Origin of the sequence: Lacrimispora struthionigena (assembly GCF_048627165.1) — a bacterium.
Classification (GTDB): Bacteria; Bacillota; Clostridia; order Lachnospirales; family Lachnospiraceae; genus Lacrimispora.
Window position 1 is genome coordinate 724,077 of the sequence record NZ_JBMBWP010000001.1, and the last position, 24,303, is coordinate 748,379.

Consider the following 24,303-nt stretch of genomic DNA (forward strand, 5'->3'; position numbering starts at 1 on the left):
AAAGAGCCTTGAATATTTCAATGAATGGTACAGATTTTTTAAGCTCATTTGATTTGCTGATGGAGACATCATTGGATGAATATAAAAAAGATCGATTATGCCTATATGCTTTAAAAATTAATGCAAATGAATTTAATTATTGTAATTTAGAAAGTTCTTTAATAGATCCGGTTATTGATTATGCGCTGTCCAGAGAAATTAAAAAGAAATATCAGGGCAAATCAGGTACATTATCTAAGAAGGCTCGAAAAAAGTTTAAAGAAAGTAATAAGAATGATGGTGAATTGGGCGAATTGTTATTATATTGTTTTTTGGAATCCCATTTAAATGCCCCTAAGATTTTAAGCAAGCTTGAACTAAAAACGTCAACAAGTCTATATGTCAATGGTGCTGATGGAGTACATTTTTTAGAATTAAATGATGGAAATTATCAATTGATTTTTGGAGAATCAAAAATGTATCAGAAAATAGGGGGTGCATTTGACAATGCACTAAAATCAATATATGAGTTTAAGAATGAAATAAATGGGAAAGGTGATTCTAAGAGTGGCATAAAATATGAAAAGTCTTTGATAAGTGACAATTTAACCAAAGAATCATTTAACGATGATGAAAAAAAATTCTTATGGTCACTAATTTATCCAAGTGAAAACAGTTCCTTTTATGTTGATGATGCTTTTGGTATCTTTGTTGGTTTTGAGATTGAAGTGTTGGAAAAAGAAAAAGGAATGAAAAATTCGGACTTTAGAATTATGATTCACGAACGAATAAAAGATGCGGTCAATTCTTGCTTAGTTGAAATAAAAGAAAAGATTATCTCATATGAATTACAAGGGCATGATTTTTACATATATGTAGTTCCATTTACTGAAATTGATAAGAATAGAAAAGAGATATTAGAGGAAGTGATATCATGACATTTGTTCAAGAATTAGTGGTAAGCGCACTTAAAGATGAGTACCTTAAGAGGTTGCTAAAAAAGGCTGAAATTATTTATGGAATGTCATTTCTTAAAAAGCAAGGGCTTGAGACACTTAGTGATAAGGAAGTTAATGATTTAATTAGATTTGCAGATATATTAAGTAGAGATACTGATAGTACAGGAAGAGGCTTGGCATATAAGATTGTAAGTTTACTATATCCATTTTATAATAACGATGATTATTTTATATTTGTGACAAATAGTATTTTGACAAAACTAGGGAATTTCCCTTCATTGAATTTGATTCTTGAAAATAAATCTAATGATAATTATGATACTATAGAAGTGGCTTTAGAAAAGTCGCTAAAAGAAGAATTTCAAAAGGTTCCTGGAACAAGTAAAGTGTTTACTGATGCACAATATAGATTGTTTGAGGAGATTAAAGACAGCAACCATTATAGTTTTTCCGGTCCAACTTCATTTGGAAAATCTTTTATTATGGATGCATTCATAAATAACATAATTGAGGAAAGACATGGAATTGATAATATTATTATACTTGTTCCGACACGTGCATTGATAAATCAAGTATCAAAAAGATTAAAAGAAGCAATTAAGCATAATGATTATCATGTTATGACACATCCAGTTGTCCCTGTAATGTATAAAAATGCTAATGCTAAGTACGTCTTTGTTTTTACACCAGAGAGAATGATAGCATATTTAGCTGATAAAAATAACCCAACAATCAGTTATTTGTTCATTGATGAAGCCCAAAAAATTATTGCAACAAAAGATTCGAGAGCACCATTGTATTATCAAGCAGTATCAATGGCAGAGAGAAAAAGTATTAAGCTATATTTTGCTTCTCCTAACATACCCAATAGCGATATTTTTTTAAAGTTATTTGATAAAAGTACAGATGAACAAATGGTAATAAAAGAGGCACCAGTTTCGCAAAATAGGTTTTTTATAGATTTTGTGGAAAAAACAGAAATGATGTTTACAGAGTCGGAAGAAGACTACAATTTTCGTGATTTTGGTAATTACTCAAATTTAAATGAACTGCTAAATGTTGTAGGAATTAATAAAAAGAATATTATTTATTGCAATAGTATTGAGGATACTATTAAATATGCATTAATGTTTTCAAAAACGCTACAGATGAGAGATGATAGTAGAATTGAGGAAGTAGTTAAATTAATTGAGAGTTATATTCATAAAGATTATTATCTTATAGATTGTTTGAAGCGAGGAGTAGCGTTTCATTTTGGAAAATTACCTCAACGTGTAAGGGAAAAAGTCGAGGGATTATTTGAAAATAAAGCATTGGATTATATGTTTTGTACATCTACATTGTTGGAAGGGGTAAATTTACCTGCCCAAAATATTTTTATTTTGAATAATACAATTGGCACCAGAAAATTCACGGATATTGATTTTTGGAATCTTGCGGGTAGAGCGGGTAGGTTAAGTAAAGAACTTTCTGGAAATATTATATGTGTTCGTTTGGAAGACAATAAATGGAGAACAAAGAGTAAAGACATTGAAATGATTCGTACAAAGAATATACAAAATGTTACACCAACTCTTCTAAAAGGAGAAGATAATTTCTATAAAAATATTGAAAATTCTTTATTAGGTAAGCCTTTTACAAGAAAGAATCCAACTCGAAGTGAAGTTGAGGTTTGGAATCATTATGCAAACATTATTTATTATCAAGAAGTTACAAAGGCAGACTCTATATTAAAAAGTAATTTTATGAAAAAGAATGACAAAACAGCAAAAAAAATCCTTGCTGAAATAGATAAAATAAATGAAGTTCCGGAAAATATATTAGAACAAAGTACAAATATAAAGCCCTCTTATCAAAATAATATTTGGAAAGAGATTTCCTACGAAGAAAAAGCGTTTGTGGAAGAACTATCATCTCAGACATGTTTAAACATGTTGGAAAAATTGTATAACTATTATAGGTGGGATATTGAGGAATCGAAAGGGAGAAAGCCATTAGTTAGAGATAAGGAGCAACTAAAGTATTATGCTGTTCTTATGTATACTTGGATATCTTCAAAACCATTAAATATGATTATTGGAAACATGATAAATTATTACAAAAAGAGAGGGGTGATATGGCATAATAATGAAAAATATTTATTTGATTCAAAAAGTAAGGAACATATTAATTGGGTTATTAATGAATTAATTGCGGATATTGATAGTATGTTAAGATTTAAATTAAAAAATTATTTTGCTAATTATTATCTATTAGTTTCAGCTAAAAACGGAACTGAAATTGCTGGAGCAGATTGGTCAGAATTTCTAGAATATGGGACTACTGATAAGACCATTATTGATTTGCAAAATATTGGTTTACCAAGGCACCTTGCTATGGTAATTAGCCAAGAATACCAACAATCTTTATCATATGATGGCGATGATCTGATTGAACTTAAAGTTCATAAACTTTTAGAAGATATGGATAAAGAAAAATACAAATTAGAGTATAAAGAATTAATTGAAATTTACGGTATAGATATTTAGTTGTTTTCAGAAAAATGGACATCTTATTTTTGATATTATATTGATATTAAAAGCTTCCCAAATATATATAATAAGAGTAAAAACTTAATGAAAATATAATAAGTCAAATTAGAAAACACTACATACATCTTTCCTGGTAGGGAGTTTGAATAACAAACAGTTTCGGGAATCCCTAATATTTACGGGGTAAGCGCAAGAAGCGTATTGATTATTCCGAATTATTCACCTCTGGAAAAATCAAATGGTACCATTATTCAAGCCACAGGATTTTTGCATTGCTTCTGACCAAGGCATTAGTTCTTCCATGATACTATCGGGCTCATTTTTGCAGTCCAGCATCTTAGTCATAATTGTTTCCAGATAAAGACAGATGTTTAATCCATCTGCTTTGGCTGTTTCTGCAAGCGTGTAAACAATTGCACTTGCTTTGGCACCTTTTACAGTGTCATGAAAGAGGAAGTTTTTTCTTCCCATAACATATGATTTTACGGCCCTTTCAGCTGCGTTATTACTAATGGAGCATCTTCCATCAAGGAGGTAATTCTCCATATATGATCTTCGGTTTTGGGCATAGTTAATTGCCTCGGCAAGCTTTGATCCGCCAAGGGCATTTATCCCATTCGCCCACTTCCAGAATGCATCCAATACAGGTCGCTCCAGTTCAAGACGCTTTTTCTGCCGCTCTTCTGGTTCTAAGTCTTTCAGTTCTTTCTCTATATGAAAGAGTTGGTTGCAGTAAGAATAGCCTATGTAGGCTTCCGATTTTTCGGAGCATGATTCCTTCTTCATGGGAATCGCTTCGAACATATATCTTCGAAGATGTGCCCAGCACCCGCATCGGGTAATGTCGCTCAAACGGTTGTATCCGCTGAAGCCTTCCGTGTGGACAAACCCGTGATAATCAGCAAGGAACTTTGCTGCATGATAGCCGCCCCTTGATGGCTGATACTCGTAAAGCACAATCCGGTGCTCTTCAAATGCACCGCTGGTGTACAACCATATGTAAGACTTTGATTCTGGAGTCTTGCCATCTTCATTCAAAACCTGGCATGTCGTCTCGTCTGCATGAATGACGGACTGCCTAAGAAGATACTCATGATATCTCTCATAAACGGGCTCCAGATATTCCTCTGCGCATGTATTGAACCAGCTGGCTATTGTTCCACGATTCAGCTTGACTCCCAGCTGTGTCCAATCCTGCTCCTGGCGATAAAACGGAAGATAGTTCGTACACTTTTGATACATGATGTAAGAGACCGCTGTAGCAGAAGCCATACTGTGATTGATGAGTGGCTTTGGCACAGGTGCCTTTTCAATGGTTGCCTCACCATCTTCACGGCACTGTGGACATGCATAGCTATGCTGTACGTATTGGACACGCTCCACTTTTGCTGGAGTGATATGAATCTTTTCACGAACAACCTTGGAGCCGATATCTTCCATTTTAGTATAACAGTAAGGGCAGTTACGAGAATCACCTTCCAGCAAAAGCTCAATGGTCCTGATCGGTACATTTTTTGTAAGTTCATCATGCGTAGCACGGGATTTTTTCTTCTCATGCGCTGTCACATTGATTATTTCCGGTTCGTGAACGGGTTCATCAATTTCCAACTGATCGAACAAGCTGAGTTGTCCGTCAATGTAAGGTAAGTTGGATGATTTCTCACTGGAAATACCAAAGATTTTTCGTTTCAGTTCATTAATTGTTTCCGTGAGGTTTGCAATGGTCTGGTTTAATTGTTCCATCTGATGATCTTTTGCTTCCAGCTGTTTGAGCAGATTATTGACCAGCAGATTCATGTTAAGATCTTGGGTTTCAACAGACTTTTTCATGACCATGCACCTCCTTAAATGATATACTTATTATACCACAAAGAGGACCGCAAAGCCAGTAAATAAGCGGTTCTGCGTGTACTTTATCAGATGCTTAAAAGGGCTTTTTGGCAACGGGTTTAATTGCTTTTGGCTGCTCAATAGAAAGACCTTCCATAAGCCAACGAAATTCCTGTCTGGTCAAATTTCTAACATCTTCTGAATTACGTGGCCACTGGAAACGGCCGGAATCTAACCGTTTATAAAGTAACACAAAACCATCTTTGTCAAAATGCAATGCCTTCAGTCTGTCGCATCTTTTTCCGCAGAAAAGAAAAAGGGAATTACTGAAAGGATCTAACTCATAGGTATCCCGGACAATTGCCATAAGACCGTCTATGCTACGCCTCATATCGGTGTAGCCGGCCACAAGAAATATCTTTGCCACGCCGGAGAGATCACCTAGCACAGTTGTCGCAACGCATTTAATGTTGCTGCAATAATGGCGGCATCTGCATTGTTACTGATAGCCAAAACAAAGCCATTGTATTCCAGATGGATTGCAATCCGATCCGTTTGTTTTTTAGGAAGAACTACTTTTGTTTCTTGCAGTTCGTTGTAGTGAATTGGTACAACTTCTGTTTTCTCTAGAACTTTTGGAACAGAGTCAGGAATCATAGATGCTTTCTTCCTCAGCCGCTTTATATTGTAATAGAAAGAGCTGGTAGGTATCCCATTCTGACTGCACCAGGCGTAATCAGATAAGCCGCTTACGCGGCACTGCTGGCTGCAATCCATACAGTATTCATCTTTTTAAGCTTTTGTCATATTTTAAAATCCTCTAAGAAAATATGGAGTAAAATGATACAAAAGTTTGAAGTAAAATAGCAATGAAATGCTACTACCTTTGTTGTTCAAGAACAGAACTTAGAGTGAATTACTCCAACTGTCCTTATTTTACAGCAAAAAAAGTCAATTAGCACGACGGTAGATTATGTTGCGCTTACGGTAGAAATGGCAAAGTCATATGACTTAAATTTATATGAATATTTGAAGTTCTTGCTAGAAAATCGTCCCAGCAAGCGCATGTCAGATGATGAGTTAGCAAAACTTCAACAGTGTTCTTAAGAAAGCCCCCCAAAAACATATCTTGGCTTCTTGATAAAAACCAGATCGGTGAAGTCCTTGCTGGGATCAGCTTCCAGAAGATTACCTTAAAGAGGTCAGGAAATCTATAAATCTGGAGAGTAAATTAAAGGGAAGCGTGATTAAAATTGCAATGTAAATATAGAAAAAATAAGACAAATATAGAATGTCATTCAATTATTTATTCAGCAATAATTGGTATATTTTTAGGACTGGTAGCAAAGCTTGTGGATGTTCCAATGATTACAGGGGAGTTTCCAATATTGGATGATATATTTGGGAGGTTTGGTATTTGGATATTTGTCGCAACACTATTGGCTGTTTATTCAAATACACCATTACATGCAGCACTTAGAGTATATAGTTTTTTTTCCACAATGATTTTGACATATTATGCTTATACAATTTTGTTTCTTGGTTACTTTCCGAAATCACAAATAATTTTATGGACCATTATATCGTTAATTACACCAATTTGCGCATATGCTATTTGGTATGCAAGGGAAGATAAAAGCATTGCTAATATCCTTGCGGCTTTGCCAATGATAACACTGTGTATGGAATGGTATATAACAGGAAGAGATAATATATTGCTTCTAGTAGCCTATTTATGTATGATAGTGTGTCTTTTAATTTATATTCCACAAAAGGTGAAGCGTTACCTACCTATTATATTAATTACTGCAGCAATGACTTTATTATTAATAAAGATAGGATGTATGAATGTAATATTCCAGAAATTATTAAACATATAAATTACAATCCAATTGAATTTAAATAAACTAAACAACCGTTAATCTTTCAGTGGCAACAGAAGCAGTGACAAGAACTCATAAGAAATAATGGAGGTTAAGTGAGGGAACAAGTTCTGGCGAGAAAGAAGATGACAACTTGATGAGAGTTGTGAGTAGGGAAATTGCACAGGAGCTTATGGAACTTATAACCCCTTACATATGTGATATAAAAGAACCATTTAATGCAACGATTAGTATCTTTAATGTAACTCCATATTGCTTTCCCAGTCTTGATGTTTATGGTATTCTGAATAAGAAAGTAATCATAGAAATGGAGGATTAATAAAAATGACATTCTCAGACAAATTACAGATTATCCGAAAATCCAAAGGTATCACTCAGGAAGAATTAGCAGAAAAATTAAATGTATCCCGTCAGGCGGTAACAAAATGGGAGAGTGGCATGGTATACCCGGACATAATGAATCTAATACAATTAAGTGAATTATTCCATATAACGGTTGATTACCTTGTCAAAGACAATCAATGCAGCAAATCTCTAGAAATCACCTGTGATAATGACATGGACGAACTAATAGATTTTAAGTTGGAGGCAATCAAAAACACTTACGCAGGCTATGCTGAATCCTGCGGCTCATCAAGGCCTGGCTCAAACGATTATAGCTACACAAAAGGTGATTACCAATATTATGATACGTGGTTAGGTGGGGAAAAGTTTTCCGGGGAGGAAGCTATCTGGAAAAAGGGAAAAGCAATTTATTCGATGAATTACTTTGGGAGAAACTTAGACGAAAGATTTAGCGGTGATTTCTTAAAAAAAGTATTAGGATCAGCAACAAGAGAATTACCTTATAGAGGTCCCGAATTTTATCAATCTGGAGAATACATATATAAAACTAACGTAATTGGAGATATGGACTGGTTCCAGGGCTACGAAGAAATTTACTGCCAAAATATTAAAGTTTATGAATGTTTTTATCATGGAGGTGTATTAGTATAAAAAAATTTAAAATTTTAAGCATTTTTATATTAGGATTAATAGTGATAAATGCTGTATTAGCACTGCCAAAAAGTCCTGCACTAGCAGTTAAAAGCACAAAAGGCTATGATTTTAAAACTGAAAATTTAGTAGCCGAATTAAAAGACAAGGGAATTTATTTATACCATAGTGAGAAGTCAGATCCGGATATGCTAAAAGGTTTTTACTTAAAATATAATAATACTGTTAAGTATTTTGATTGGGAGAGCATTGACAAGATAGGATTTTACCCAACAATTAGTTTGATACAAGATAAATATATTGCAATTATTTGTACCATAGGAGAGGGATCTGAACTCAATAAGCAAGAAATGCATTTGGTTAATATAGATTCGCTGGCAGAAGTTAAATATCAAGATCCATTAGATATAATACGTAAACATGCATTGACAAAAATCGAAATACCAAATGTTTATATAAAAATAAATAATGATGAATGGAGAGAATCAAATTTGAATCTCAAAAACTCATCCAATTATTTCGAAACAGTTTCATATGAGAATATAATCACGTATGAAATTCGGGACAATTCATTTATAGTCTTTGCAAAAGCACAGGTCAGCCCTTCTCTTTTTATTGGTGAATTTGTAATAGAGTATATTTTTGACGATGAAAAAGAAGAATTTATTCCAACTACTATTAATTTTAATTTTGAAGATACTGATATAACTAAAACGCTCACCAATAATCTTTTGATTGGTGAGCGTTTTTCCTCCATAGTCAGCCCATTTTTTTATTGGTGAATTTGTAGTAGAGTATATTTCTGACGTTGAAAAAGGAGATATATTAAAATACTCATCAACAATATCTATATGGTTTGTACTATGCGTAGCTATATATTTAGGGCAAAATTAGATAATAAGACAATAAAAATTCGCATTTGCTCTACGGTATCATAAAATAGTATACAAAAAAACGGGAAACTTATCTAAAATAAATTATAAATACACAATATGTCCAAAAATGAAATGTAATAAGTACGAATTTGAGAGCACGATACCTTTGAAATTTTATATAATGAACTCGTAAATATTTACAAGCATAAACGTAATGTCTGGAAGGAGTAATATGAGATCTTATATTTTTGAAGCAATTGAACATGGTAAAAAGTATCCAGCAAAAGTATTTGTAACGAGTATTGAGCATTCCAGTTTTCATTGGCATTACGAATATGAATTGATTTTAGTACTAAAAGGGACTTTGTCAGTGAACGCAAGTCCAAAACCAGCAATTCTACAAGCAGGTGACATTATACTGTTTAATTCAAAAGCAATACATGAATTGCAAAGAACGCAGGAGGATAACCTCTGTCTGTTCATTCAAATGAATCAGTGTCTGTTCAGTGATTTCAAAGATATGAACAAAACGTATCACTTTTATCTCAATAGCAAAACGGATGATCTTCAGCCAAAGAATGGGTATCGTTCTTTTGTTCAACTGGCTGCCAATATTGGGATAGAATTTCAAAGAAGTGATATTGTAGGCTACTATCGCATGAAATCATTACTCTATGAATTGATTGCAGATCTGTTTGAATATGTACCATATGAGATTCATCAAAAAGCAGCAACGTCCAAGGAAAATGAGAATCCGGTTCTTCTAATGCGGATCATTGAATTCATTCAGGAGAATTTTATGAAGGATAATATGCTTGATGAATTGTACAAGGAATTAGGTGTTAGTGAAAAGACAGTATACCGGTTTTTAAAGTGTAATGTAGGGGTATCGACCAAAGAGCTGATTACCGCATGCAAGATTGAGGCAGCAAAACCGTTATTAAAATTCTCAGATAAATCCATAAACTTTATTGCCGATAAGTGTGGGTTTGGATCAGAAAACACTTTTTACCGGGTATTCAAAAAGGAAGTGGGGGTAACACCTAACGAATACAGACAGAATGGAACCACATTAGAAAAGAATCCTGATGTAAAAGGGTATCTGAGTTTTAGCCAGAAAGAAGCAGCAGAGTTATTGAATAAGTACATATAAAGGAGACGGTTAATATGAAATGTACAAAAAAGTATCGATTGGCATATACAGAGCAGGCGCAAAGAATCGTAAGTTCGTTGTCCCTTGAGGAAAAAGTATCTTTGATGGGAGGCAATGTTTCATTACAGGAAATGCTTGCTGATATGACAGCAGATGCGAATAAGCATTACAACTATATCCCATATCCAGCAGGTGGAGTAAAAAAAGCTGACGTACCACCAATGCTATTTTGCGATGGACCAAGAGGAGTCGTTTGCGGAAATGGAAAGAGCACTTGCTTCCCGGTATCCATGTTGAGAGGAGCTTCATTTGATACCAAATTGGAAGAAGAAATAGGACATGCAATCGGACGTGAAGTACGTGCATTTGGTGGAAATCTATTTGCTGGAGTATGTATCAATTTACCTTATAATCCTGGATGGGGCAGAAGCCAGGAGACTTATGGTGAGGAATCGTTTCATCTGGGCGAAATGGGAAGTTCACTGATGAGAGGTGTGCAGGAAGAAGATGTTATCGCCTGCATTAAACACTATGCTTTTAATCAGATGGAAATCTCAAGATTTAAGGTAAGTGTTGATTGTGATAAGCGAACAGAAAGAGAAGTATTTCTTCCTCATTTCAAACGCTGTATTGATGAGGGTGCAGCTTCCGTCATGAGTTCCTACAATCTCTATAAGGGAACACAATGCGGGCATCACAATTATTTGCTGAATGAGGTATTAAAAGGTGAGTGGGACTTTGATGGATTTGTAATGAGTGACTTCATCTGGGGTGTAAAAGATACGGTAGAAGCTGCAAATGGTGGTCAGGATATGGAAATGTGCTGTACACAATTTTTCGGTGAGAAGCTGGTAGATAGCGTAAGAGCAGGGAAAGTTCCGGAGTCGAGAATCGATGATGCAGCGACTAGAATTATTCGTACACTGTTAGCATTTGAAGATAGTTATAATGGAAAAATAGATGAATCCGTAATTGGCTGCAAAGATCATATTGCTTTGGCACTGCAATCAGCAAGAGAGGGAATTACGCTGATTAAGAATGAAAACAACGTACTTCCACTCGATAAAGATAATGTAAAAAGAGTTGTTGTCTTAGGAAAATTGGGTGAAAAAGAAGTCATAGGAGATCATGGTTCGAGTCAGGTGCATCCAGCATATATTGTTACTCCGGTACAGGGGATTGCTAATGTAAATCCAAAGGCAGAAGTTGTCTATTACAATGGTGAAAATATCGCACATGCAAAGAAATTAGCAGCTGATGCGGATGCCGTTGTCTTTGTAGTGGGCTATGATCATGATGATGAGGGTGAATATATATCAGAAGATCAGAATGATGCTTATACAGGTGCCATTGGCGGAGACCGTAAAAATTCATTGGGTCTGCATGCAGATGAGATTACGCTGATCAAAGAAGTTGGACCAGTCAATCAGAATTCCATTGCAGTTCTTATTGGTGGCAATATGATTATGATAGAGGAATGGAAAGATGATGTGAGTGCTGTTTTGATGGCTTACTATGCCGGTATGGAAGGCGGAACTGCAATTGCGGAAATTTTATTTGGCGATGTCAATCCAAGTGGAAAACTTCCTTTTGTAATTCCATTCAAAGAATCAGATCTTCCACAGGTAGATTGGGATACACAATCGCAATGGTATGATTATTACCATGGCTATACCAAGCTGGAAAAAGAAGGCGTTAAGCCATCCGTTCCATATGGATTTGGATTATCGTATACATCATTTGCGCTTGGTAACGCTTCCTTTGGCACAACGAAGGATACAGTTACTGCATCCTGTTCCATCACGAATACAGGGGATGTGAATGGAACTCAGGTACTTCAAATGTATGTTGGATTTAAGAATTCATCTGTAGACAGACCTGTTAAGATTTTAAGAGGATTCGAGCGTGTGAGCCTAAGACCTGGGGAGTCAAAGGCAGTCACGATCGATTGTCCAATCGAGCAGCTCTGTTGGTATAATCCGGATACAGAGAAGATGGAAATCGAGCACATGGAGTATGAGATTTATATTGGTACAAGTTCTGCAAATGAAGATTTGTTAAGTGGAACATTTATACTATAGAAGGAGAAATTACAGCTATGGGAGAAAAGGTATCATTTCGAGAAAAACTGGCATATGGGGTTGGGGACGGTGGATGCAATTTTGTCTGGACAACAATCAGTTCATTTTTAGTATTATATTATACGGATAGTGTTGGCTTAAGTGCAGCTGTTGTTGGAACGATTATGTTAATTACCAGAATACTAGATGCATTTACAGATATTGGTATGGGAGCAATTATCGATCGAACACATACAAAATGGGGAAAAGCACGTCCTTGGGTTTTATGGAGTTCTTTGCCAATGGCAATAGGACTGATTTTATTATTCAATGTACCAGGAAATTTGGGAACAAGCGGGAAAACGATTTATACATTTTTGACCTACTTATTCATAACCTCCATTGCATATACCGCAAGTAATTTATCTTATAATTCTTTATTATCACTGATTACAACTGAACAAAATGATCGAACAACTATGAGTTCCATTCGTTTTATCTGTACATTAATAGCAATCCTGTTCATTTCTTTCACGACTATGAAGTTCGTAGCTAAATTTGGATGGGGCGGAATGTCTGTCATTTTTGGTATTATTGCATTGGTGTTGTTACTAATCACCTTCTTTGGAACCAAGGAACGATATGTACCAATTGTAACAAAGGAACAATCTCATATTACATTTGGTCAATCTGTTAAAATATTATTTCAAAATAAATACTTCATCTTTGCCGCATTGCTGTTTGTTGTGAACTATGCAGCAATTGGCGTAACAGGTGGCATTGGTATCTATTATGCAAGAGATGTTTTGGGTAATGCAGACTTCTTTGGAACACTTACCTTAGCAGGTATGTTTCCTATTTTAATTGGATTACCAATATTCCCGGCACTTGCGAAAAAGTGTGGAAAATGGGTATGCCTGATGTCTGGATACATATTACAGATCATCGGATTAGTAATCATTATTGCAATGCCAACGAATCTTACTGCTGTATTGGTAGGACTTGTCATAAAGGGGGTTGGTAGTGTACCACATACAGCTGGACTATTTGCTCTTGTAGCAGACGTCGTAGACTATGGAGAATGGAAGACAAATGTTCGTATCGATGGACTGACTTACAGTGCAACAAGCTTTGGAATGAAAGTAGGAACCGGTATAGGTACAGCAATGGTAGGATGGATCTTAGCATTTGGAAAATACGATGCTGCTGCAAGTGTACAAAGTGATAATGCTCTTTGGGCAATGAAGGCATTGTACGCATACATTCCGCTAGCCCTGGTAATACTTGGAGTTATCGTTTTGTTCTTCCTTAACATAGATAAGATATACCCGATCATAACAAAAGATTTGGAAAAAAGACGTGCAAAAGCATGTGAGTAGTAAATGTTATGCAAGACTTCTCGGCTGTCTGACAAGCAATTGGAGATGCCTGAGAATGTGCAAGCAATGGTGACGGGGCAACTGCCTTAACAGTTGTTCCGTCACCGTTTTTACGACCGGGCAGATCAATACTTCCTACATATATCGGATGCGTTCCACCTTGGCAGGAGTTGATTCTCAGTCTTAGGTATGTCACAGACCTTTTTTCTCAGTCTGGAGATTTTTGTATAAAAGGTGCTGGTTGGAAGGGAGTGTTGCTCACACCAATCTTTATCACTTAATCCTCTATTATTTAACAGAATCAGTGCCATTTGGAACGGTAGGTTATTCATCGGTTGAGGCATCTTTAATACCTTTAGCAATAGATAATGATACTTACCATGCATCGGAACTAATATCTGGGGATAATCCGCTGGTAGAGCTTAAACATACGAATTATTTAGACAATATACGGTTTTAGAATCCATAGTAGTAAACAATATACTACTAAAGTAATCAATGCACTTCCAAACATAAGTAAAATTTTCTGGTAAGGACGCTTTCCAGCTTCCTGATTTTTTTCAATTTCATCAAGACGCTTGCCTTCTGTAAAAGATAAAATCTCTTTAAAGGTTTGAACATCATTGTCCTTTTTGCATTTTTCAACTTTATGAGCAAAATACATTGTTATTGCAAACAAGATAGTAAAAATAATCATACCATAATAATTTAAAAATATCATGAGTGGAACTGCTGAGACCATGGTTACCAGTAATAGAAGCGTGAAAATGTTTCCATAGTGGTTGAGTTTTTCAATTTCTGATCTTTTGATTTCTTCTTTCATAATATCTATATCTCCTTTGATTAATTGATCAAGAGATACGTTAAATAATGTACTTAGGAGAAGAAGACTATGGATATCTGGGTAATTTTTATTATTCTCCCAGTTAGAAATAGTCTGTCTGGTGACATATACTTTTTCAGCCAGTTCTTCCTGTGTTAAATTCATGTTAGTGCGGTATTTCTTTATTTGAGTGTTTAGTTCCAAGAGGTAAGCCACCTTTCTAACAGAGTTTCTCTTGATCTGAGTTCATGATATTGTATTTAGGAGAAAGATGCTATCAAAGAGCTTTTACATAACTGGAAAACAGCATGTAAAAAGTGTTTTACATCATAAATAATGCAGTATTTGATAATATTGTGGAATTAATTTCACAGTAATTCGAGCAAACTAAAAGGACTGAGCCCTGTACAATATAGGCTTCAATCCTCATTAGCTGATTAATTTAATTTTCATCTAACTTTTTTGGGTCAGATCATTGATCTTATAGGTGGATTTTCTATCCTAATTCGGGTCAACCCCTTGTGGGAGGTTGTTCCTTTTGTGATTCTACTATAACATATTTTATGCTTTGATTCAAATAATATTTATATATACTTATGTATGTCTATACAAATAAAAACACCATACTGCAACGATTAGTATCTATAATGTAACCCCTCATTGCTTTTCTAGTCTTGCTGTCCATGGTAATCTGTAGAAGAAAGTAATCATAATAATGGAGGATCAATAAAATGACATTTTCAGACAAATTACAGATCATACGAAAATCCAAAGGCATCACCCAGGAAGAATTAGCCGAAAAGTTAAATGTATCCCGTCAGGCAGTCACAAAATGGGAGAGTGGCATGGTATACCCGGACATAATGAATTTAATTCAATTAAGTGAATTATTTCATTTAACGGTTGACTATCTTGTCAAAGACAATGAATGCAGCAAATCTATAGAAATCACCTATGATAATGATATGGACGAATTAATAGATTTCAAATTAGAGGCTATCAAAAACACTTACGCAGGCTATGCTGAACCCTGCGGCGCATCAAGGCCTGGTTCAAACGATTATACCTACACAAAAGGCGATTACCAATATTATGATACGTGGTTAGGTGGAGAAAAGTTTTCGGGGGAAGAAGCTATCTGGAAAAAGGGAAAAGCAATTTATTCGATGAATTATTTTGGAAGAAACTTAGACGAGAGATTTAGCAGTGATTTCTTAAAAGAGGTATTAGGATCAGCACCGAGAGAATTACCTTATAGAGGTCCGGAATTCTTTCAATCTGGAGAGTACACATATAAAACTAAAGTAATTGGGAATATGGAGTGGTTCCAGGGATATGAAGAGATTTACTGCCAGAATATAAAAGTTTATGAATGCTTTTATCATGGAGGTGTGTTGGTATAGTGAAGTAGCAGATATTCCATTCATAAAAAGATAATGTAAAGGCCCCTGCAATAGTGTTAAATTAGATTAATGATTCAATTAGAGAGGTTCAATTTGAGCTTCTCTTTTTTGTGTTTTTTAAGTAGTAACAAGACAATTTGAAATTATCACCAAATACGTCATAATCTATTAATTTGCTCTTCTTCAAGGATCGGTGACTTAAAATGGACTCCAGCAGAACTGGATCGGACAACCGGAACAGGATCAACTACATTAGTGGATTTTACCATGGGACGGTTGAGACAGAGGGGCGGAAAACTCCTTAAGAATTAGAAAATATACCCCTCTCCGCCGCCTGAATTACCGTCATTCAGTTCATCCATTTCATAAAGAAAATAATTCCTACAGAAGGTCTTCGTCACTTATAGGACATCTTCAGCATATACTTACCTTAGGGTTGTTTTAACACAAGTGCCGTTCGTTGAGTCCAATAATTTTTATTTAATACCATTGATTGGTACCATTTGGACTCTGATTTCCTACGGATAAAATATGATAAAAGTAAATTATATTTTATACTCAACTAAGTTATAAGATTAAAAATCAAATTTAAATAAAGCATTTGCAAAATCAAAAATAAAGCTTTTTAACATCATACTCAACGAATATAATCCCGGAACTTACGTTGGAATTTACCTGTATGTGGCATATGCTAAAAACCATTGAGTCTCAAAGGAAGGTACCATGATTTTCAGTGAAAGGAGTGATTCCATTGGATAATTTAAGTATTTTATCGTTTTGAAGATTCGTCGATTTTTTAGTATAAGAGGAGGTTATTTTAAAATGCAAAAAAAATCATTAAAAGAGCCCACAGGTGCTTATCAGAAAAGGTTCCTGGAATTATGGGAGATACTCCACGATTCCCAAAATGGATATTTCAGTCCCCAGGGAGTCCCCTATCACAGCATAGAAACCCTCATGGTAGAAGCTCCTGACTACGGTCATGTAACAACCAGTGAAACGCTAAGCTATTATATCTGGCTCGAGGCCATGTATGGCAAATTCACCGGTGATTTCTCCGGTTTTAAAAAAGCATGGGATATTGCAGAAACCTATATCATCCCCACAGAAAAAGACCAGCCCAACAGCAGTATGTCTGGATACAACGCCAGTAAACCCGCCACCTACGCCCCTGAATGGGAGCTGCCAAGTCTTTATCCAGCAAAATTGGAATCTGGCGCAGCGGTAGGAACAGATCCGATCTATAACGATTTAAAATCAACCTATGGTACTTCTGTTATCTACGGCATGCACTGGCTGTTAGATGCGGACAACTGGTATGGTTTCGGCAGACGGGGAGATGGCAAGTCTGCACCGTCTTATATCAATACCTTCCAGAGAGGAAGAGAGGAATCCACCTGGGAAACAATTCCTCAGCCGTGCTGGGATGACATGCGTTTCGGTGGTAAAAACGGATTCCTGGATCTGTTTACAGGAGACAGTAATTACGCAAAACAGTTCAAGTATACAGATGCACCCGATGCAGATTCCCGGGCAATACAGGCGACATACTGGGCAGACCAGTGGGCCAGTGAATATGGGGTGGATCTTGAAACCTATATTGGCAAGGCAAGCAAAATGGGTGACTATTTAAGGTATGCCATGTTTGATAAATACTTCCGTAAAATTGGATCATCAACAGCTGCCGGCACCGGTTACGATGCAGCTCATTATCTGCTCAGCTGGTATTATGCATGGGGTGGCGGCGAGAACGCAAACTGGTCCTGGGTCATTGGCTGCAGTCACAGCCATTTTGGTTACCAGAATCCCATGGCAGCCTGGATATTGTCACAGAATGATGAATTCAAACCACTTTCCCGCAATGGTGTAAGCGACTGGAGTAAGAGTCTGGAGAGACAGCTGGAATTCTATCAGTGGCTGCAGTCCGATGAAGGCGGAATTGCAGGCGGTGTCTCCAATTCCAATAAAGGCCGTTATGAAAGCTGGCCTTCAGGAACCGCAACCTTTTATGGAATGGGCTATCAGGAACACCCTGTATATGCTGATCCGGGAAGCAACCGGTGGTTTGGGTTCCAGGCATGGTCAATGCAGCGTGTAGCAGAGTATTATTACAAAACAAAGAATTTAAAGGCAAAAGCCTTACTGGATAAATGGGTTAAATGGATTAAAACTGTTGTTAAACTTAATGCAGACGGAACCTTTGCGATTCCTGATAATCTGGACTGGTCCGGCCAGCCTGATAATTGGACAGGATCCTATACCGGAAATCCCAATCTCCATGTAAAAGTAAGCACCTATGGCACTGATCTTGGCGTGTCAGGATCTCTCGCCAACACCTTACTGTATTACAGCAAAGCTTCCGGTGACGATGAGGCCAGAGTACTTGCCAAGGAATTATTAGATCGTATGTGGAATTTATACAAAGGTGACAAAGGACTTTCCGTTCCCGAACAAAGGAATGACTACAGCCGCTTCTTTGATCAGGAAGTCTATGTACCGTCTGGATGGAAAGGAACCATGCCAAACGGAGATGAGATTAAATCGGGAGTTAAGTTTATAGATATCCGCTCTAAATACAAAGATGATCCTGATTTTCAGAAGGTTGAGAACGCTTACAAAAGAGGAACAGCTCCGGTATTAAATTACCACCGCTTCTGGGCACAGTGTGATATAGCCATTGCAAACGGTGTATATTCCATGCTGTTTGAAGGTGGCGGAGAGCCGGTAAACAACTCTGCCATTGATCCCACATCAGCAGCATTTGACAAAAAGGCAGGCAACCAGAAAGACATTAAAGTCACTCTTACCTTAAACGGAAATACCTTTATCGGGATTAAAGAGGGAAATAAATATTTAACAGAGGGTGTGGAGTACACCTTAACCGATAATACAGTTGTATTATTAAAAACCTATCTGGCAGAAAAAGAAGTTGGGAAATTAAAACTCACCTTCGACTTCAACGCAGGAACTGACCCGGTACTTGTCCTGACTATAACAGATTCTTCAATACCAGTCGGAAACATCCAAGTACAAATGTATAATGATTCCACAAACCCACAGGTAAGTTCAATTGTACCGAAGTTTAAACTCACCAACACCGGAAAAACCAGTATCACACTTACAGATTTGAAACTCAGATACTATTACACCATAGACGAAGAAAAGGACCAGAATTTCTGGTGTGACTGGTCTACAGTCGGCAGCAGTAATGTAACAGGTACCTTTGTAAAAATGCCAAAGGCAAAGCCAGGTGCAGATTATTACCTGGAGATCGGATTTACAGCTGGAGCCGGTAAACTGGCAGAAGGTCAGTCCATTGAAGTACCGGTACGATTCAATAAAATTGATTGGAGCAGTTATACGCAGACAGGAGATTATTCCTTTTCAAAATCAGGCAGCAGTTATGCAGACTGGACAAAAATCACAGGATATGTTTCTGGCAGCCTGAAGTGGGGAGTAGAGCCGTAATAAAAGCGTAGAGCTTAAAAATATATAAATTCTGGCCCAAATATCAGAATACTGGATTTGGGTCAGGATTATCAATAAGAACCCGTAAGGATGCGTTTCATCAATCGATCAGCGTACGAAACGATTGATAAGGAGATATAAATATGCGTACAAAAAAATTTACCACCCTTGCGGCTCAGCCGTCAAAAAAAGAGTCAAATTATAATTACGGAGAAGCATTACAAAAAGCAATTATGTTTTATGAGTTCCAACGTTCCGGAAAACTGCCTTCTGATATCCGAAATAACTGGAGAGGAGATTCTGGGTTGTCTGACGGTTCAGACGCAGGGATCGATTTAACTGGAGGCTGGTACGACGCAGGAGATCATGTGAAATTTAATCTCCCCATGGCTTATTCAGCCGCCATGCTTGCCTGGAGCGTATATGAGGCAGAGGATGCCTTAAAAGAAAGTGGTCAGTTAGAGTATTTATTAAAGGAAATCAAATGGGTAACTGATTATCTTATCAAGTGCCACCCTTCGGCAGATGTCTTTTACTACCAGGTGGGAAATGGCAATACGGATCATTCCTGGTGGGGGCCGGCAGAAGTAATGCAGATGGGAAGACCGTCCTACAGGGTTGATGTTAACAGTCCAGGTTCTTCCGTTTCAGCAGCGGCAGCGGCAGCTCTGGCGGCAGCAGCAGTCATTTTTACGGATCGTGACTCCAGCTATGCACAGACCTGTATTCAACATGCAAAGGAGCTGTTTTCATTTGCTGACAAAACAAAAAGTAACAGCGGTTATACCGCAGCCAATGGCTTTTACACTTCCAGCAGCGGTTTCTACGACGAACTGTCTTGGTCTTGTGTATGGCTATATATAGCAACCAAAGATTCCGATTATCTTGACAAAGCAGAATCCTATGTACCAAACTGGGGCACAGAATCTCAATCTACAACCATTTCCTATAAATGGGCGCAATGCTGGGATGATGTGCATAATGGTGCTACTTTGCTACTTGCAAAATTAACCGGAAAAGAGTTGTACAGAAACAGTATGGAAATGCATCTGGATTATTGGACAACCGGATATAACGGCAGCCGCATTTCCTATACGCCAAAGGGTCTTGCCTGGCTGGATACCTGGGGCTCTTTAAGATATGCCACCACCACAGCTTTTTTAGCCAGCGTTTATGCTGACTGGTCAGGCTGCAGTGCAAAAAAGGTGGAAACCTACAAGAACTTTGCCAAACAGCAGATTGATTATGCTCTGGGAAGCAGCGGCCACAGTTTTGTTGTTGGTTATGGGATAAATTTTCCCAAAAGGCCTCACCACAGAACAGCCCACAGTTCCTGGGCGGACAGCATGACCGTACCCGCATACCACAGGCATACCCTTTACGGGGCTCTGGTAGGAGGACCCGATAAAGACGACAGTTATAAAGATGATATTAATAACTATGTCAATAATGAGGTCGCCTGTGACTATAATGCCGGATTTGTGGGAGCACTTGCAAAACTTTATGGAGAATACGGCGGTGATCCCATTGCCGACTTTAAGGCAATCGAAGAAGTAACCAACGACGAATACTTTGTGGAAGCCGGAATTAACGCCTCAGGCAGTAACTTTATAGAGATCAAGGCTATATTAAATAATTGCTCGGGATGGCCTGCAAGGATGGGAGACCATTTATCATTTAAGTATTTTGTTGATATAACAGGAGCTGTAAAGAAAGGCTATACAGCTGACGATTTTACAATCACTGCAAGTTATAACCAGGGAGCAGCAATATCCCGACTTTTGCCCTGGGCAGAGGCTGACAATATTTATTATGTAAATGTTGATTTTACAAAAGTCAAAATTTATCCGGGCGGACAGTCTGCCTACAAAAAAGAAATCCAGCTTCGAATCGCCGCACCGGAGAGCATGGCATCCTGGGATCACACCAATGATTATTCTTATACTGGATTAGACGGTGTAACTTCCGGAAAAGTGGTTAAGACAACCTATATTCCGGTATATGACGATGGGGTAAAAGTATTCGGCAATGAGCCGGGAAGTTCCTCAGGCAGTTCTTCCATCAGTCCGGTAACTTCATCTTTTGACAAATACAGTCCTGAGGATGTATCGGTGTCCGTGATATACAATGGAAATACACTTGACAATATAAAAAATGGCACCGATCTGCTGGTGAAAGAAACCGATTATGTCGTATCCGATCATATTGTTACCATTTTTAGTTCCTATCTGGAAGGTAAATCAGTTGGCAAATTACGATTAACCTTTGATTTCAGCGGAGGGAACGATCCTGTTTTTACAATAACCATAACGGATAGTTCAGTTATTCCAACAGGAGATTTGAAAGTCCAGGCGTATAATATGAATACAGCCGAAACCGTAAGCAGCATTGCAGCAAAAATCAGACTGTATAATACGGGAACCGGGGACGTCAATCTTTCTGATGTTAAATTAAGATATTATTACACCATTGATGGAGAAAAAGAACAGCAATTATGGTGCGACTGGTCTTCCGCGGGAACCGCCAATGTGACAGGAGCCTTTGTGAAAATGAAAGAGGAAAAGAGCGGTGCCGATTATTATCTGGAAGTTGGCTTTAACGAAGCATCAGGTACCCTTTCTGCCGGAAAATTCGTGGAATTGCAGGTAAGGTTTTCGAAGTCAGACTGGACGAATTATACCCAGACAGACGATTATTCCTATCAGGGTATCGGCTCTGCCTATGCCGACTGTGAGAAAATAACCGCTTACCTGGCCGGAAATCTGCAGTGGGGGATAGAACCGTAATTATTAGTGCAGAGATTTAGAAGTGATTTTTTTAGGAGAGGAGCGCAGCCGTTTGCGCTCCTTGTCTGGATTCAGCCTGTAATCTTAACAAGTTAAAAGGATGCAACTGTATGAATAAGCTATTTGTAGATGGAAATGATTTTCTGCATCATAGCCATCATAAGTTTTTCTGACATATGCCCACCGGTGTCATGAGCAATCATTTCCCCATGTTTCAGGTATCCCATTGTTTTTTCAGCCATAGCAAAAGGAACCTCCTGATCATCCCGGCAATGATAAAGCATCACCGGTTGTTCCACAGCTTCTATACGAAATCCCCAATCCATATATTCCAGTTTCCCGCAGGCGGCCATTCCCATACAGCCACCAACCATAGAATCTCTGATATATGGCAGTTGCCTATATTCTTCCGTCAGCTGAGAAAAATACGTTTTATAGAGCAAGTCAGCAATATGCTCTAAAGATTCTTTTTGATAGATAACAAGCTCCTTTTGGGCAGATTCTGGATATAATGACAGAACTTCCGGTTTGTAAACAGCACCAAGGCCTTTATTAATAAAAACGTTTTTTACCCTGTCAGGAAAAGCAGCGGCGGCAGCATAGGCATAAGGTGCTCCGGCGGAAATCCCTACTACGTCAAATACTGTAACATTTAAATACTCTAAAAGAGGTTTAATAATTTGCGGCCACTGGGCGATATTTTTCATAAGAAAAAAATCCGAACGTCCATACCCTGGACGTGCAATAACAATGTATCGTATGGGGACTCCAGCCAGCAATTCGTCTGTGCCATCAGCATATACTGAGCCAGCCAGCCCGTGAAACCCCACAACAGGATAACCATCTTTTTGACCGTATACCTTATATTCTATTTTAATCCCATCTGGAAGTACATAAATTTCACTCATGTCATCGTCTCCTTATATAATGGTTAGCATATACTAACTAATTTATCATAAATCAGTAGAAATTTCAATAACAGCTTTTAATAGCACCATGAAATCAGTCAGGCCTTTCCCAAAGTAAATTGACAGAAATAAGCAGGGATGATACCATGCTAGTTAGCTGCTACTAACCAATGGCGCCAACAACACATACTCCCTATTTCTTTTGGTCTTGACTATTCAGGAAGGAACGAAAACCAATGAGCCCATTATATGAATATAAAACAAATAGCCCCAATACCCGTCAGCGCTCTGTTTGTGATATGTGGAATTTAGCTTATAATTTAGAGCATGGACAAATGACATATGATATACCAGAACCGACAGGCAGGGGCGTATTAAGAAGCTCTTGCATAAGCAGAGACATAAAAATGATTGACTATAATGTGAATTTTTACGTTCCTGTAGAGTTGCGGGGTGTATCAAAAAATCCCCATTTTGATATTCTGTTTTGCATGGGTAAATCCATTCATTGGGAATTGCCGGAGAGCAGAAAGAATTTTGATCTTTTGACAGGAGAAAGCTGTATCGGTATCAGCAAAGAAACAAAAAAGCGCTGTATTTTCCCCGCTGAACAGGATATGCATATTGTTGAAATAAAAATACCACTGCCCACACTTCATAAAATTCTGGATGAATATTGCAGCGGATTGACTTTGGATTGTCTGAATACCAAAGGAATTACAGGCAAAATCTACCAGCTTACCCCATCCATTCAGGTGATTTTGCACCAGTTGCTTCATTGCCCGTATAATTCCGGACTACAAAGGCTCTATACGGAAGCAAAGCTGCTTGAATTACTTGCTGTTTATTTTTCTGAATCAGTATTACAAATAGACAAACCGATTTCATCATTAAGCTTGTCACTTGACGATGTTAAATCCCTCCGTAGTGCGAAAGAAATACTGGATAACAATTTGCTTGATCCACCCACCATTCGTCAGCTTTCCAGGCTGGTAAAGTTAAACGAATACAAACTTAAGAAAGGGTTTAAAGAGTTATTTTCCATGCCAGTGCATGCTTATGTCATTCAGAGAAAGCTGGAGCTTGCAAAATTATTGCTGGACAGCAATAACATCAGCGTGAGCGAAGCAGCCTGCCGTGCAGGATATGGAAATGTCAGCCACTTTGCTTCTGCATTTCGTAAGCAATATGGTACAAACCCTGGAAATTATATGAAAGCATTTAAAAACGAAACCATTTTTTAAAACCTGTCTAAAATCCGCGTACATAT

The 24,303-nt window shown here is 37.5% G+C and carries 18 protein-coding genes; 13 read left to right on the forward strand and 5 right to left on the reverse strand.

What is annotated here, in order from left to right; translation table 11 throughout:
- The first annotated feature begins 8 nt into the window (after positions 1–8).
- Complete coding sequence (locus ACOAOT_RS03335; RefSeq protein ID WP_420215673.1) at positions 9–917, forward strand: HamA C-terminal domain-containing protein; 909 nt, start codon at positions 9–11, stop codon at positions 915–917.
- Complete coding sequence (locus ACOAOT_RS03340; protein WP_420215674.1) at positions 914–3,466, forward strand: DEAD/DEAH box helicase; 2,553 nt, start codon at positions 914–916, stop codon at positions 3,464–3,466. Before ACOAOT_RS03335 ends, ACOAOT_RS03340 begins: the two co-directional genes overlap by 4 nt.
- Positions 3,467–3,703: 237 nt before the next feature.
- Here the strand turns inward: ACOAOT_RS03340 and tnpC are convergent, their stop codons facing one another.
- The 3 genes from tnpC to tnpA form a co-directional block, all read right to left on the reverse strand.
- On the reverse strand, positions 3,704–5,299 hold the full coding sequence (gene tnpC, locus ACOAOT_RS03345) for an IS66 family transposase (protein WP_420215675.1): 1,596 nt from the start codon (positions 5,297–5,299) through the stop codon (positions 3,704–3,706).
- Positions 5,300–5,393: 94 nt separating this feature from the next.
- Positions 5,394–5,726, reverse strand: a complete 333-nt coding sequence (tnpB, locus tag ACOAOT_RS03350; RefSeq protein WP_197029642.1) for an IS66 family insertion sequence element accessory protein TnpB — start codon at positions 5,724–5,726, stop codon at positions 5,394–5,396.
- A gap of 14 nt (positions 5,727–5,740) precedes the next feature.
- Positions 5,741–6,076: an IS66 family insertion sequence element accessory protein TnpA gene (gene tnpA, locus ACOAOT_RS03355; RefSeq protein ID WP_420215676.1), complete on the reverse strand. Its 336-nt coding sequence runs from the start codon at positions 6,074–6,076 to the stop codon at positions 5,741–5,743.
- Positions 6,077–6,552: 476 nt separating this feature from the next.
- Between tnpA and ACOAOT_RS03360 the strand changes: the two genes are divergently transcribed.
- The 7 genes from ACOAOT_RS03360 to ACOAOT_RS03390 all read left to right on the forward strand — a co-directional run bounded on the left by ACOAOT_RS03360 (position 6,553) and on the right by ACOAOT_RS03390 (position 13,645).
- Positions 6,553–7,179, forward strand: a complete 627-nt coding sequence (locus ACOAOT_RS03360) for a hypothetical protein (protein ID WP_420215677.1) — start codon at positions 6,553–6,555, stop codon at positions 7,177–7,179.
- Between the two features lie 139 nt (positions 7,180–7,318).
- On the forward strand, positions 7,319–7,501 hold the full coding sequence (locus tag ACOAOT_RS03365; RefSeq protein WP_420215678.1) for a hypothetical protein: 183 nt from the start codon (positions 7,319–7,321) through the stop codon (positions 7,499–7,501).
- Positions 7,502–7,506: 5 nt separating this feature from the next.
- A complete protein-coding gene (locus tag ACOAOT_RS03370) occupies positions 7,507–8,178 on the forward strand; it encodes a DUF5680 domain-containing protein (protein WP_420215679.1) in 672 nt (223 codons plus the stop codon).
- Positions 8,179–8,219: 41 nt separating this feature from the next.
- Entirely contained in the window at positions 8,220–8,960 is a 741-nt protein-coding gene (locus tag ACOAOT_RS03375; RefSeq protein ID WP_420215680.1) for a hypothetical protein, read from the forward strand.
- A gap of 325 nt (positions 8,961–9,285) precedes the next feature.
- Complete coding sequence (locus ACOAOT_RS03380; RefSeq protein WP_420215681.1) at positions 9,286–10,206, forward strand: AraC family transcriptional regulator; 921 nt, start codon at positions 9,286–9,288, stop codon at positions 10,204–10,206.
- 14 nt (positions 10,207–10,220) lie between these two features.
- Positions 10,221–12,287, forward strand: a complete 2,067-nt coding sequence (locus ACOAOT_RS03385) for a beta-glucosidase (protein WP_420215682.1) — start codon at positions 10,221–10,223, stop codon at positions 12,285–12,287.
- Between the two features lie 17 nt (positions 12,288–12,304).
- The gene (locus ACOAOT_RS03390) at positions 12,305–13,645 is read left to right on the forward strand and encodes an MFS transporter (protein ID WP_420215683.1); all 1,341 of its coding nucleotides are present in this window, start codon (positions 12,305–12,307) and stop codon (positions 13,643–13,645) included.
- Between the two features lie 439 nt (positions 13,646–14,084).
- Here ACOAOT_RS03390 and ACOAOT_RS03395 read toward each other — a convergent pair whose 3' ends face one another.
- Positions 14,085–14,672 (reverse strand): helix-turn-helix domain-containing protein, encoded by a 588-nt coding sequence (locus ACOAOT_RS03395; RefSeq protein WP_420215684.1) that lies wholly within the window; start codon positions 14,670–14,672, stop codon positions 14,085–14,087.
- 527 nt (positions 14,673–15,199) lie between these two features.
- Here ACOAOT_RS03395 and ACOAOT_RS03400 point away from each other — a divergent pair.
- The 3 genes from ACOAOT_RS03400 (at position 15,200) to ACOAOT_RS03410 (ending at position 22,125) form a co-directional block, all read left to right on the forward strand.
- Positions 15,200–15,871 carry a DUF5680 domain-containing protein gene (locus tag ACOAOT_RS03400; protein WP_420215685.1) on the forward strand — a complete coding sequence of 224 codons (672 nt, stop codon included), beginning with the start codon at positions 15,200–15,202 and terminating at the stop codon, positions 15,869–15,871.
- A gap of 822 nt (positions 15,872–16,693) precedes the next feature.
- Complete coding sequence (locus ACOAOT_RS03405; RefSeq protein WP_420215687.1) at positions 16,694–19,339, forward strand: glycoside hydrolase family 48 protein; 2,646 nt, start codon at positions 16,694–16,696, stop codon at positions 19,337–19,339.
- Between the two features lie 143 nt (positions 19,340–19,482).
- Positions 19,483–22,125: a glycoside hydrolase family 9 protein gene (locus tag ACOAOT_RS03410; protein WP_420215688.1), complete on the forward strand. Its 2,643-nt coding sequence runs from the start codon at positions 19,483–19,485 to the stop codon at positions 22,123–22,125.
- Positions 22,126–22,244: 119 nt separating this feature from the next.
- On the opposite strand, the gene ACOAOT_RS03415 is transcribed toward ACOAOT_RS03410, so the two are convergent.
- Positions 22,245–23,033 carry an alpha/beta fold hydrolase gene (locus tag ACOAOT_RS03415; protein ID WP_420215689.1) on the reverse strand — a complete coding sequence of 263 codons (789 nt, stop codon included), beginning with the start codon at positions 23,031–23,033 and terminating at the stop codon, positions 22,245–22,247.
- Between the two features lie 236 nt (positions 23,034–23,269).
- Between ACOAOT_RS03415 and ACOAOT_RS03420 the strand changes: the two genes are divergently transcribed.
- Positions 23,270–24,277, forward strand: a complete 1,008-nt coding sequence (locus tag ACOAOT_RS03420; RefSeq protein WP_420215690.1) for a helix-turn-helix domain-containing protein — start codon at positions 23,270–23,272, stop codon at positions 24,275–24,277.
- The last annotated feature ends 26 nt before the right edge of the window (positions 24,278–24,303 follow it).

Coding starts and splice junctions, on each gene's coding strand:
- ACOAOT_RS03400 (WP_420215685.1), top strand. CDS start 15,200: ATGACATTTTCAGACAAATTACAGATCATACGAAAATCCAAAGGCATC.
- ACOAOT_RS03390 (WP_420215683.1), top strand. CDS start 12,305: ATGGGAGAAAAGGTATCATTTCGAGAAAAACTGGCATATGGGGTTGGG.
- ACOAOT_RS03380 (WP_420215681.1), top strand. CDS start 9,286: ATGAGATCTTATATTTTTGAAGCAATTGAACATGGTAAAAAGTATCCA.
- ACOAOT_RS03385 (WP_420215682.1), top strand. CDS start 10,221: ATGAAATGTACAAAAAAGTATCGATTGGCATATACAGAGCAGGCGCAA.
- ACOAOT_RS03365 (WP_420215678.1), top strand. CDS start 7,319: ATGAGAGTTGTGAGTAGGGAAATTGCACAGGAGCTTATGGAACTTATA.
- ACOAOT_RS03415 (WP_420215689.1), bottom strand. CDS start 23,033: ATGAGTGAAATTTATGTACTTCCAGATGGGATTAAAATAGAATATAAG.
- tnpC (WP_420215675.1), bottom strand. CDS start 5,299: ATGAAAAAGTCTGTTGAAACCCAAGATCTTAACATGAATCTGCTGGTC.
- ACOAOT_RS03370 (WP_420215679.1), top strand. CDS start 7,507: ATGACATTCTCAGACAAATTACAGATTATCCGAAAATCCAAAGGTATC.
- tnpA (WP_420215676.1), bottom strand. CDS start 6,076: ATGGATTGCAGCCAGCAGTGCCGCGTAAGCGGCTTATCTGATTACGCC.
- ACOAOT_RS03420 (WP_420215690.1), top strand. CDS start 23,270: ATGAGCCCATTATATGAATATAAAACAAATAGCCCCAATACCCGTCAG.
- ACOAOT_RS03410 (WP_420215688.1), top strand. CDS start 19,483: ATGCGTACAAAAAAATTTACCACCCTTGCGGCTCAGCCGTCAAAAAAA.
- ACOAOT_RS03405 (WP_420215687.1), top strand. CDS start 16,694: ATGCAAAAAAAATCATTAAAAGAGCCCACAGGTGCTTATCAGAAAAGG.
- ACOAOT_RS03340 (WP_420215674.1), top strand. CDS start 914: ATGACATTTGTTCAAGAATTAGTGGTAAGCGCACTTAAAGATGAGTAC.